The 12,629-nt window shown below is 45.4% G+C and carries 7 protein-coding genes; 3 read left to right on the top strand and 4 right to left on the bottom strand.

What is annotated here, in order from left to right; all coding sequences use genetic code 11:
• The 4 genes from icmH to tagH all read right to left on the bottom strand — a co-directional run.
• Nucleotides 1-833 (bottom strand): type IVB secretion system protein IcmH/DotU (gene icmH, locus GZ78_RS25805; protein ID WP_034842826.1); only part of this gene is annotated, 833 nt, incomplete at its 3' end.
• 37 nt (nt 834-870) lie between these two features.
• Nucleotides 871-2,205 (bottom strand): type VI secretion system baseplate subunit TssK, encoded by a 1,335-nt coding sequence (tssK, locus tag GZ78_RS25810; RefSeq protein ID WP_034842829.1) that lies wholly within the window; start codon nt 2,203-2,205, stop codon nt 871-873.
• A gap of 59 nt (nt 2,206-2,264) precedes the next feature.
• A complete protein-coding gene (gene tssJ, locus GZ78_RS25815; RefSeq protein WP_161787497.1) occupies nt 2,265-2,741 on the bottom strand; it encodes a type VI secretion system lipoprotein TssJ in 477 nt (158 codons plus the stop codon).
• 62 nt (nt 2,742-2,803) lie between these two features.
• Nucleotides 2,804-4,513 carry a type VI secretion system-associated FHA domain protein TagH gene (tagH, locus tag GZ78_RS25820; protein ID WP_161787498.1) on the bottom strand — a complete coding sequence of 570 codons (1,710 nt, stop codon included), beginning with the start codon at nt 4,511-4,513 and terminating at the stop codon, nt 2,804-2,806.
• Between the two features lie 749 nt (nt 4,514-5,262).
• On the opposite strand from tagH, the gene GZ78_RS27925 reads away from it, so the two are divergent.
• The 3 genes from GZ78_RS27925 to GZ78_RS25835 all read left to right on the top strand — a co-directional run.
• Nucleotides 5,263-7,875, top strand: a complete 2,613-nt coding sequence (locus GZ78_RS27925; RefSeq protein WP_051786562.1) for a protein kinase domain-containing protein — start codon at nt 5,263-5,265, stop codon at nt 7,873-7,875.
• 161 nt (nt 7,876-8,036) lie between these two features.
• Nucleotides 8,037-10,019, top strand: a complete 1,983-nt coding sequence (locus GZ78_RS25830) for a ShlB/FhaC/HecB family hemolysin secretion/activation protein (protein WP_152558963.1) — start codon at nt 8,037-8,039, stop codon at nt 10,017-10,019.
• Between the two features lie 65 nt (nt 10,020-10,084).
• A partial coding sequence (locus GZ78_RS25835; RefSeq protein ID WP_034842834.1) for a two-partner secretion domain-containing protein occupies nt 10,085-12,629 on the top strand: 2,545 nt, incomplete at its 3' end.

The raw sequence follows: 12,629 nt of genomic DNA on the forward strand, positions 1-12,629 counted from the left end.
TTGGGTTCAGTGATTTCAGCAGGCATTACAGACATTAGCTGCTGCATCATCTCGATGGCAGGTTCGTTACCCTGAAACAGCCAGACAGAAAAGCCAGCGTAGGTCATCATCAAAAGCGCCATAGTGCAGGCTGCAAAGACCCACAGTGGAATGTAATGCATCAGCCCATTAGCTTTACGACCTTTACCTTCCCAGCGGGGGGATAGATCGTTTTCGACATAACCACGATGATTTTGGATAGTGTTGTATAAGTTATCTCTTATGGTTTCCAGCTGGGCATGTCCGTTAGGAGCAAGTCGGAACTTCCCTTCAAAACCAAGGCTCAGACAGAGATAGTAGAGTTCGAGTACATCCAGATTCTGATTGGCGGTTTCCTGAAGCCTTTGCAATATCAGGAAGCATTTCTCACCACCAAAGGTTTCTTTATGAAAAATGCTTAACAGGGATCGTTGACTCCAGCCAGACTGTGCCCCCCAGGGCGTGTTCATGACTGTTTCGTCCAGTACTGTGCAGAGCAGATATCGAGAGGCCAGTACTGTTTCCTGAGCGACGCCCTGACCTTTGATCTCCTGATCAAACTTTTGCAGTTCCCGTGTGATTCGCTGATGAAGTTGCGGGGCATTCCCATAATCGGTTGTGGTTCGCAATTTGATGATAAGTGTCAGCAAAGTGGATGCGGCACGAACCAGTGGGTTGAGCCCGGACTGCACTTGAATAGCCTCATGTACCCTGCCCAGGTCTGGAGCAGGGGAAGGCTGAGTTGAAGCTGCAGGGGCCTGGGCGGGTTGCTGCATGCTGCCAGGTGTTGGAATAATTACCGTACGATCTGTCATGATTCAGTCCATTATTGGTTCCGGTTCAAGGCTGCTCTCAGTCTCTGACGGCCCAGAGTTCCAGTTCCAGCTGTGGGAATTCTGCTCCCAGATGTACAGCAAACCCCCCTGAATTTTGCATGGCGCTCCAGGCTTTACCGGAACGTTCCAGCTCGAAGTAGGCGAAGCCTGCATGATAAGGGATCTGTCTGGGTGCAACGGGCAAAGGTCTCACCATAATTCCGGGCATGGAAGCACTGATCAGTTCCCGGATGACTTCAACCGGCGCGACTTTGGCCTGAGCCGGGAAGTTGTTTCTTAACTGTTCACCCGGCATATCTGCTTTAACGGCAAGGTAAAAGCTGGCACTGGATATCAGGCTGCGATCCTTGATGGGGGAAACAAAAATTCCAAACTTGTGTTTGGTGAGTTCCATGGCAATGGCTGTTTGTTCCAGAACCTGGCTGAGTGATTGTCTCAGGCTGGAGAACAACGCCGCATAAAGATCTCCCAGTGATTCCTGAGAATAATTGGGGAATCGGTCAGCTCGTTTTGCCGAGTGAGTAAAGGTTGCCAGCTCACCGGCCAGTTGCAGCAGCTCTTTGTAGAACTCAAAAGGGTGCAGTTGCTCTTGTCGGGAAAGCTGGATAATCAGTGGTTCATAGCGGTTGATCACCTGAAGCAGCAAATAATCGGCGATTTCTGCAGAGCCTGATCGCCCGCTGTCAGCCAGACGATGTCCAAGAGCATCGCCCCGTTGTTTAAGAAGGCCCAGTAGCTCTTCGAAGTAACCACTGGTAACGGGAGAGAGCTGACAGTCCAGTAAAGGCGGAACGTAGCTATTATCCAGTTTTACCGGTTGATCAGGTTGTTTCTCCAGTATCCGGGTAATGCCAATGCAGGCAAAACCGTTTCTATCCTCTGATTCCAGCTTCAGGTGCAGGGTCATATGACCGATTTCTACGGCAGCCTGTTCAGCAGATTTCGAAGCGTTGTCACGGACTTCAGAACTTTCACTGAAGAAACGTATCTGTGAAGAGTCGTCTGTTTGTCGGGTGCTCTGTCGACTGCCAGGGCTTCGCAGAGGTAGACAGAGGTATACCACTTCGTGACGTGTATTAACGGGAACGTCCAGAATGGTCGGAGCACGTTCTGTTGCCGGCAGAGAGAAAGGAGTGCCGTCCGAGAACACACCTTCTGCTTCAATAATGGAGATTTTTCCCAGTTTTAGCAGTTCAATATCGATTCTGAGTTTGTTCAGACCCCAAAAATAAGCACCGCAGGCACGGGTACGATGTTCGATGTACTGTTCAAAGTACCTTTCCTGCTGTTGAAAGTGCTGTGGCCGAAGAAACATGCCTTCAGACCAGATGACCTTGTTATTGTTGGACATTGATCAAGAATCCTTGCTCTGAGTACTACGCAGTAGTGGCCTTTGGTTACAGGATAAGCTCATTGCTGCTCTGAAAGTCCTTTCTCACTGGCAATCAGACTGAAGTCGTTGCTGTAATGGGCACTGACCGGTAAAACCAGCATGGTTGTGGTTTCGTCATAGCGTGAGTATTCAGCCAGTATGCCTAAATAGCGTATGTCGGGGGTCAGCTCAAAAGTCTCAAGGCGGTTCTCTCCGGGAGCCAGCTCTTTCAGTTGAACGGTACCAATGAGGTCTTTACCCAGACGGTCTTCGGCCTGCTCATAAAGCGTGAGAAAGTCTTCTCTTTCAAACTGGCGAGCATCTGAGAGTTTGAATATCCGTATAACTAGCGGGGAAGGACGTCCATCTGAATCCAGGTTGACGTCACTGGCCGCCTGAAGGCTTAATTCTGCACTGGTATCAAAGTTAAGAACCTCTCTGCTGGTGCTGCAACCTGTTATAAGTGCAATGAATACCAGGGAGGTCAATAGCTTTATAGGTTTAGTAAAGATCATCTCAAACTCCATTTCTTAAACGATTTAGTTACGTTGTTTACTGTGAAAGCTCATGTTTCTGCTCATGGCTGCATGCTACGAACCGATTTTAATTCTGCCAGTTTCTTTTCATAAGCTTCTGCAAACACTTCGCCGAATATTCGGTTGTAAGTTGTTTCAGGGTCTGACTGAAGATCAGAAAACCACTTTTGAAAAGTTTCCCAGTTTTTGGCCTTACGATTCATTGAAAGGCCCTTGCCATTCATTCGCTCGAACAAAGAGGAGAGTTTGTCAGGAGAAAACTGAGCAAACATCGCGTCATAAGCGGTTCGCATGCCAACAAGAACGGCTATCTGGTGATCAGAAATATTGTCAAAGCTGTCTTTGATCGCAGCAGATGGTGACATGAAAGCATTGCTGTTTCGGCCAAACATCATGTTGAGTGCATCTTCAACGGTTGCTGAAAACTTCAATGGATTGTTGTCCTGACTCTCAATCATCGTACGCTCAACTCTGAGCTCATTCTTGACGGTGCTTCTGGCTCTGAGAAGATCCATTAGTCGACTGGCTGTTTCTTTGATCAGCAGTGCGGCTTCCTGATCTATCCGTTCAAGGTCACTTTGTGTTTTAACTTCTACCCCCAGCTTCTGGGCCAACTGTTGGCTGGTGCTGGAAGGTGCTTGTTGTACCGGCTGACTATCGGGTATGCGAACAGGCTCAATGGAGGGTGAAACTTGAGCCTGAACTGGCGGCCGATTCTGTGTTGGTGGCTCGGTAAAGCCGTGTTCTGCAGGCTGAACCATTAATTCTGGTTGTGCTGCCGGAGGCTGTTGAATATCAGGGATGGCTGGCTCAGCCAGAAACTGATCAAAAAGGGCGTTTTCCTGTGGAGTAGCCATTTGAGGTTCTGGTTGAAAAGCAGGCGTTTGCTGAGCAAGAGGTTCTGGCTCTGAAAGTAACTGGTCAAGACTTACATCGCTCATGGTGACAGGCTGAGGTACAGGCTCTTGTATTGTGGCCTGTTTGGCAGGTCTTGGTGTTTGAATAGACTGTTGTATGGCCGGTGTGTTGTCTGGCTGAGAGTTGTCTTGCCACCAGTCCTTGTTCTGCCCAGAATCAACGGAAGCCCATGGATCGATACTGGAGGGTTGGCTTGAAAAAGCCGCTAATGGGTCAACTGAGGCTTCTGAAGAAGAGGTACTGAAAAAATCATCGGTTGTTGATGAGCTTGCCGCTAATGGGTCCAGAGATTGTGACTGGATATCAACGTTGCCTAATGAAGTGTCTACCGTTCCCCAGTTGTTTTGTTGGGCTTGACTGGTCTGCGGTGCATCGAGCCACTCATCAAAAGCCGGACTTTCCTGAGCAGGGGAAGCAGGCATATCGGCTAAAGAGCCAATCGTTGTCTTATCTGAAGTGTCCAGAAAATCGACACTCTCCAGGCCGTCAGGCAAATCTTTCCGTTTTACTTTTAATACGGCTTTTAGCTGATAATGCCCCATGCTGACAACGTCACCGTCGTTTAACTGTATTTGCTGTCCATTACCAATAGCTTTATCAGATCCATTAAGGAAGGTGCCGTTAGTGCTCTGATCCATCAGAAAATACAGATTATCCTGAAATACAATTTGGGCATGCGTTGACGAAACGATACGTTCGATATCGGGTAGAACCCAGTTGTTAGAGTCTGAACGGCCAATACTGCCTCCTGCCATAGAGAAGGTTTTGGTATGGCCGGTCATGTTGGTTTCTGCCGGGCTGTCAATCACCTTGAATACAAGATTTTCTGCCATACTGGGGCCACTCTTATCCACTATAAAGGTGCAGCTGTTTCTTATTCTGTAGCCATTTAAATACTTCAGGGGAAGCTGCATTCCCTCTTTGGCTTAAATCCTTAACGCATTCATCACTCAGAGTGTAAGGTTCAAGAAGTGAGAATGATAATGCAGTGTTCATACAGTAATAAAAAAATGCCGGCTTCTTGTCTTATATCAGTAGGCATTAAGTGCATGACACTGTCTTTTTTCTGTTGGTCACCGTTTGATAGACTTATGGCCTTGTTATAAGCCTGTTTTGTTAATTTACAGGTCTGGAAGAAACCAGGCTCCAGTAAACTGCGTTAACTTAATTTTTTCATCCATAAATAATCAACACTTTCACACTGGAAAGCATGATCTGGCATGCAAGACGATATTAGCCCACTCGTAGCCAGCTTGGCTAGAGTCTTCTTGTGAGATATTTCTGCAATTGATTGATCCGATTGATAAAAATGTTTTACTAGTGAAGAGTAGGGAGTTCACTATTTTGGTATGTATAGTTCAAATGGATTAGATTTTCTGTTGATGTAATTAGCGAATGAAAAATCTTCAGGGAATTAAGCTTCGATGCTTGTTTGATCAGGCAATAAAAATTAGTATCAGTTCACAGGTTTTCGGCTATATGAAAAAGTCTTTCATGAGCTTAGCTATAGAAGAATAACGAGCTTTAACCTGAGTGCGCCTTTTCATAGAAGCAATTACACAGCAGAAGTACAGGGAAAGATATGAGTGCTGATGATAAGACGAGAATTGTCACTGAGAATCAAAGTAACTCTTCATTTAATGAGCCAGGTAATGAGCCAGGTAATGAGCCAGGTAATGAGCCAGGTAATGAATCAGCAACTGATTCGGTCAGTCCTTCTGATGATGCCACAGTTTTAGCTGCACAGACCGGTCAACACCATGATATGTCAGTTGATCAGGATAAAACGGTAATCGCAGAGTCGTCACCTGTTGCTCCATCGACACCCGCTTCACAAGAACCGCCACAGCAAAAAAAATCGTTAATCAAAAATCGTTTTGAGCTGAAGAAAATGCTGGGCTCAGGGGGAATGGGAGCGGTTTATCAGGCGGTTGATCTCAGAAAAGTAGAAGCAAAGGACCGTAACCCCTACGTTGCGGTAAAGCTTTTGAATGATGACTTTAAACGTCATCCAGATGCGTTTATCTCGCTACAAAGAGAATCCAGAAAGTCTCAAAATCTTGCTCATCCGAATATTGTAACGGTTTATGACTTTGACCGGGACAGTGACATGGTTTTCATGACCATGGAGTTTATGGAAGGTGCTCCTCTTGATGAAATTATTCGTCAATGTGTCGGAGCGGGCCTGGATCAGGAAGAAGCTTACGGTATTTTTAAAGATATTTCTGAAGCACTCGCCTATGCACATTCGCAAGGTATTATTCATTCTGACTTTAAACCCGGAAATATCTTCTATACCAAAAACAAGATTGCCAAAGTATTTGACTTTGGTATTGCCAGAGCTGTGTCATCAACGGGCATCAGCAGTGGTTCAGGTGATGATAAAACAATTTTTGATGCGGGTAGTCTCAGTGCTTTAACGCCGACCTATGCCAGTTATGAAATGCTGAAAGGTGAAGAGCCGTCACCCAGTGATGATGTTTATGCTCTGGCCTGTGTGACTTATGAATTATTTGCAGGCAGGCACCCTTATGACAAAACACCTGCAGATCAGGCTTTTGAGAAAAAGCTGAAGCCTGCTCGAATCAAGCGTTTAACAAAGCGTCAATGGAAAGCTTTGGAAAAAGCCCTGCAGTTGAAAGGAGATCAACGCACTCAAACGGTTGATGCCTTTAAAACCGCATTTTTCAGTAAATCCAAATTACCTTATTATCTGAGTGGCGGAGCCTTGGCGGCCTCTGTGATTGCGGGGCTGGTGTATCAACAAACACACCTGGTCGATGAAACTCAGCTGCGTGAGACGCTGCAGGAAGAAATGCAGGAAGAGATGCAGGTTAACATTCGTGCCAATGTTGAGCTGGAGATGCAGCAGAGAATATCTCTTGAGAATTTGAATGAGGCATTATCAGAACCTTTGAATGATCACTGGAGTGATAGAGTTCATACTCTGATTGGGGAGTACATGGTCCTGGCTCCTGATGATTCCGAAAGTATTGTGCAGGCCCGACAGAAAGCCATGTCTGTCTATCTTGATGCGGCTTCAGCGGCCAGAGCCTCAGGGAGGCTTGAAGAAGCCAAACGATTATTGGATGAGGCAGGGCTTTGGCAGAACGAGTCCGATCAGCTTAAGCAGGAAGCTTCTTTGCTGGCTTCAGCTGAAGAAGCGTTAATAAAAAGGCAGCAAGAGCAGCGTCTGGCTGCAAAAGTTGAGGCTGAGAGATTAGAAGAAGCGAGAAAGCAGGAACAAATTCAGATTGAAAAGCAGCGTAAAGCGAGAGAGCGGCGTTTAGCCAGTGAAGCTCAGCAGCGAAAAGTTAATGCAGCTGTGGTTGCGGTTCAAGACTCACTGTCTTGCAGTGCAAGGATTGACGTTAAAGGTGATTTATCATCTAAAATCAATGCTTTAGAAAAGATTAGTAAAGCTCGTTATAACAAGGAACAAAAAGGATTTATCAATAGTTTAGGTAACTGCATTAAGACCGTTGCAAGACATAGTCCGGCTTCTGCAAGGCGCATAAAGTCTGATTCTGTCGTTTTGTTTCCCAAGTCAAATCAATTGGCGTCTATTTCCATTGATATGTGTGCGCACTTACGACCTGGTTCAGGCAGTAAGGGGCGACGATACTTCTGTCAGGATTACCTGACCAGTGGAGGCAAGAGCCCGGTTCTGGTAGTGGCTAAAGGAACGAATAAAAAATTAGCGGTCAGTCGTTATGAAATCACGGTGGGTGATTTTAATCACTATTGTAAGAAAACAGGTCAATGCTCCGCGCTTTCTGGTGATGCTGGAATGCCCGCCAGCAATATCAGTATTGCTCAGGCCAAGGCCTACACTCAGTGGCTAAGTCAGCAATCAGGTTATAACTATCGTATTCCCACCCTGAATGAATGGATGAGTGTATCGAACGCTGAGCGTAACGGTGCTGATCCAGACCGAAACTGCTTTATCAAGTTTGGCTCGTTGCAGAAAGGTGCGGATCTGGTAAAAGCAACGACAGGCAAGCCTAACGATAACGGATTGATCAATTATGTCGGTAATGTTCGTGAGTGGGCATTTGATAGTGGTGGTCAATTAATGGCCATGGGAGGGAGTCGAAAAGACCCCCTTAAACGCTGTCTGGTGACCAGTCAGGTTAATCACTCGGGACAACCGGATGATGTGACCGGTTTTCGAGTGGTAAGAAGTTTGAACTAGATCACCTAAGTGGAGTAGGTAACCCCGTTGTAATTAGGTTAAAAAAACAAGCATGGGTTACAGAGCCAATAATCATAAATAAAATAAGATGCTCTTTTAACAGGATTTTTGCTATCCAGCATCAGGGTGGCGCTGACAGAATAATAAAAAGGATTGAAGCAGTGAACGGAAATGTAAGGCAGTACCGTAATGGAGACCATAAAAGAGGTCGAATGATTCGGCCTTTTGTGCTCGCCCCTCTGTTTGCCCATATGTTGGCTGTTAGTGCCCAAGTGTACGCGATTGATGTACCTGTTACGCCAAGCCTGATTCCCGAAGCGCCCGATATTAACCCAAGGGATATTGAAAAAGAGTTTGATGAGCGTAAAAGTGATCTGTCTGATGAAACGGAAGGTTCTTTTGCAGGAGAAGACGAATACGGTAATGAACCCCATATTGCTGTCAGTAGCTTTGCTTTTAGAAATCTGCCTGAATATCCGGAAGCAGGGATCACCCGTGAAGTGATCGAAAAGCTTACAGAAGATCTGCGTCAGGATTTTATGAGGGTTGAAGACACTCTGGACAGTGGCTTCTTAAAGCAGGACCTTGAACAGCTGGGTCAGTTTCTTAAACAGAAACGTGAGCAGGGATCTGATGATCTGACTATTGCCGATCTTAATGAATTAAATGCACTGCTCCGCAAGCAACGATCCCAAAGGGGTCTTACCTATACCGATATTGTTGCTATAACAGAAGAAATAACCCGCTTTTACCGTGAGCGGGGTTTGTTCCTGGCAAAAGTATTCATACCTCCCCAGGATGTAAAACAAGGTATTGTTCAGCTTGATATTGTTGCCGGAACTCTCGGTAAAATCGTAGTGGAAGGCAGTAAGAAGTACAGTGATGAGCAGTTGTCCGAAGCCTTTGAAGGTCAAGTCGGAGATTTGGTCAACAATGAAAAGGTAGAGGAGAGCATTTACCTGTTGAATGATTTGCCAGGCTTGAATGTCTATGGTTTCTTTGAAAAAGGCGACAACCTGGGTGAATCCAACCTTAATCTCCAGGTCAGAGATGAGAAAGAGTGGCAGTTAACCGTTCGCGCCGATAATAATGGCCCTGAATTCACGGGTGAAAACAGACTCTTTATCCAGGGCGACTGGATGAACCCTACCGGTATAGGTGATCAACTTTCCCTCGGTGGTCTAAAGTCTTTTAATCCGGATAACGCAGATCTTTACCAGCTTCGCTACAGCCTACCCGTTTATGATTCTAGAACTCGTCTGGAGTTCTTTTTTGAACAGAATGATTACGAAGTTACTTCTAAAGATGAACAAACCATCAATATTCTGGGTATATCTGGCAGTAATACCACATACAGCCTGACAGCTATGCACCAGTTTAAACGATCCAGGGCTGAAAACTTTGCAGCGGGTTTAAGGCTGAGTGATAAGCAGTCTGATCGAAATTCTGTTGTAAAAGATTTCCTGGCAGAAGGTGATAAAGCTCAAGCATTAGAAATGATTTTTGAAGGGGATCATTTAAGTACTCGCTTTAAAACCCTGAATATGGGGCGTCTGGGGATCCAGTATGGACGCTTTAAGAATGAAGTCGATGATGCCCGTGGTGATGACTACTATAAGATCGCGCTGAACAGCAACTCGCTGTTTTTTATTCCTTTACCTATGACAGACAGTGAGTCGCGTTTAATTTTTAAAACTAAGCTCCGTTACGGCAATACTGCACTGCCTGCATTTGAGCAATTTTCACTGGGTGGTTCCAGTGGTGTTCGTGCCTATTCCCCCAGCGAATTCTCTGCAGATACAGGCGTATATCTGGGCGCAGAAATGTATTTTGATGTACCTGAACGGTTCGACTTTGATGTTTATGGCGGCTATCGCCTGAGTGACATTGTGCAGTACGCCATTATTGCCGACGCGGCCTACGGTATCGAAAACGCTTATAAATCCAATGAAGTGGATGAAAGACCTGTTGACCCCTGGGCTCATCTGGCTGGGATCGGGTTGCTAATGAGGCTGAACTGGATGGATAAGTTTGCTTCTACTTTAACCTTCTCCAAGCCGGTGTCAGACAAATCAAGCACAGGCTCGGTGGGTAATGATGCCGAGTGGCAACTGTTAGCTGATTTTACTTATTACCTGAACTGAACATTGATTTCCGTGGCTGTAGCGATACTTCCTGACAGCCCCACAGGATACGCAAGGAAAGCAATATGACCAAAACAATAACCGGACAGAAAGATCGTGGAATACAGAAGTCATTCCAACTGAATCCACTTTCATACTCTTTCGCTCTTCAACGTCGAGCTCTGGCTGGAGGTGCGCTTGCACTTTCATTTTTGGGTTCAGAAGCAGTGCTTGCTGCACCACAAGGTGGTGTAGTTGTAGGCGGTGATGGCTCGATCAGTGTTGATGGCAAAATTACCAATGTTGACCAGGTATCGGATCTTCTGGCGATAGACTGGGACTCGTTCAATGTCGATGCGGATGAGATGGTGCGATTCATTCAGTCATCGTCTTCGGACATGGTGTTGAACCGAATATTGGATGAAAATCCCAGTGCCATTTTTGGAACCATTGATGCCAAAGGGCATGTTCTATTGGTTAATCCAAGAGGGCTTCTGTTCACTGAAACCTCTCAGATAAACGTCAACAGCTTTGTTGCCTCTGGTCTTGATATCAAGACAGAAGACTTCATGAATGGAAATTATATTTTTGAAGGCAAAGCTGGAACTGAAGGTTACGTCATCAACAAAGGTTCGATATCGGCAATCAGTGGCGCCGTGTTACAGGGTAAGAGCGTTCAGAATACAGGTCTTATTTCTGGTGGTCTGGTCGCTTTGGCGGCAGGTGATGAAGCTGTCGTTACTTTTGATGCCGATAAGCTGATTGGCGTTAAAGTGACCCGGGAAGTTCTTGAAAAGAAACTGGGTGTTAAAGATGCCGTTCTTAATGAAGGAACGTTGAATGGCGGCGAAGTCCTGTTAACCGCAGATGTTGCAAAAGGGCTGTTTGATAACGCCGTCAACAACACTGGCATTATCGAAGCCAAAGGAATCAGTACCGAAGGTGGTGTCGTACGATTAGGAGGCTTTGGTGCTCAGGTTGCTCATTCAGGAAAAATTGATGTGTCGGGTGAGGGCGCTGGCAGTAAAGGCGGTAAGGTTCTGATTGAAGGCGATACCATTAACCTGACGGGTAACGCCAGTATTGTAGCAACCGGCGAGAACGGTGGGGGCACTGTTCTTATCGGTGGCGACTACCAAGGTAAAAACGCCGATGTCTATAACGCCAAAAATGTAACCGTTAATGAAAATGTCACCATAGATGCCAGCGCAACAGAAAACGGTGACGGCGGAAAAGTTATTGTCTGGTCAGATGATACCGCTGAATTTCACGGCGAAATCACCGCCCGTGGTGGCAAAAATGGTGGTGATGGTGGTTTTGTTGAGACTTCTGGTAAGAAGCTTCTGAAAGTTACGGGTACTGTGGATACTGGGGCGGATCAGGGTGAAAATGGTAAATGGTTGTTGGATCCAACTGATATAAGTATTGTATCTGAAGAGTCGATGGTTGATGAGCGTGGGAAAAAAGAAGATGGTAGTTTTGTTACTATACGTTCACTTGAGTCTTCTTTAGGAGACGGGTCAAGCATAAAGATAAAAACCACATTAGATGATGCTGATATAGCTGATAATGATTTGGCGAATGATAATCTGGGCAATATCACAGTTGATACTGATATTATTTACAACAATCGCTTTTACCAGGATACAAAACTAGAACTTATAGCGGATAATAACATCATTATTAATGCCACAATTGAATCTAAGAATGATTATGACTTTGGTGTTACTTTAGATGCTCAAAATACTGTCCACATTACTTCCTTAGGAAAAATTGATACTGCTGGTGGCACTCTAGATATCACAACTCAAAACTTTATTAACGATGGAGTAATTGACTTATCAGGTTATGTTGCAGGTATAAGTAAATCATCTGGTATTGCTAACATCGAAGTAGGCAGTAGTGGTGGTGACAGCTTTAACAAGCTTGGAAGGATAACAGGTTTTGACAAAGTAAATGTTGATGCCAAGGGTAATGATACCTTTGTCCAAAATGGTGGGAATATAGCGCTCACTGGCGGCGAAGATAATGAAATTACCCTGTCAGTTTTTAGTGGTCAGTTAGAAAATCCCGAAGTCAAAGATGTAATTATTAAAGATGTCGAAGTAGTGGTTTCTGGTGAATTAACTTTTGATCCAACAGCTGAAAATGCTAATGCAATTGAGGTTGTTGCTAACTCAGCTTCTGATCGAACAGATACTCTAACCGGAACCTTAGGTAATGATACATTTAAAATCATTGATGCATCAGGAGCCATTAAAAGTAAGGGCATTACTTTTCAGGGTATAAAGATCATCGATGGTCAGAGCGATGAGGGAGCTGATGGGCCGGGGGATACTGTTGATGATAGTGTTCTAGACAGTAACTGGAAACTAACCCAGTCCGGTGCGTCAAAAGCTGATGCTTCAATAGAAGTTCTCAATGTGGAAACTGTTAGTACAACAGGCTCAGTGGAGAATGCTTCCGGTTCAGGTAAAGACGTCACATTGAATGCATCTGGTCTAGTTGTAGCGGGCATTCATTTTACTGATAGTAAAAAATACACGGGTTACACAGACAATACCGATAACATCATCGACAGCAGCGGTACCGGGCGTTGGGACATCACCAAGGCCTTTGGAGCGACCTCAG

Source organism: Endozoicomonas numazuensis (assembly GCF_000722635.1).
Lineage (GTDB): Bacteria > Pseudomonadota > Gammaproteobacteria > Pseudomonadales > Endozoicomonadaceae > Endozoicomonas_A > Endozoicomonas_A numazuensis.

Excerpts from the sequence above, each read along its gene's own strand:
- tssK (WP_034842829.1), bottom strand. The coding sequence starts at position 2,205 with ATGTCCAACAATAACAAGGTCATCTGGTCTGAAGGCATGTTTCTTCGG.
- tssJ (WP_161787497.1), bottom strand. The coding sequence starts at position 2,741 with ATGATCTTTACTAAACCTATAAAGCTATTGACCTCCCTGGTATTCATT.
- tagH (WP_161787498.1), bottom strand. The coding sequence starts at position 4,513 with ATGGCAGAAAATCTTGTATTCAAGGTGATTGACAGCCCGGCAGAAACC.
- GZ78_RS27925 (WP_051786562.1), top strand. The coding sequence starts at position 5,263 with ATGAGTGCTGATGATAAGACGAGAATTGTCACTGAGAATCAAAGTAAC.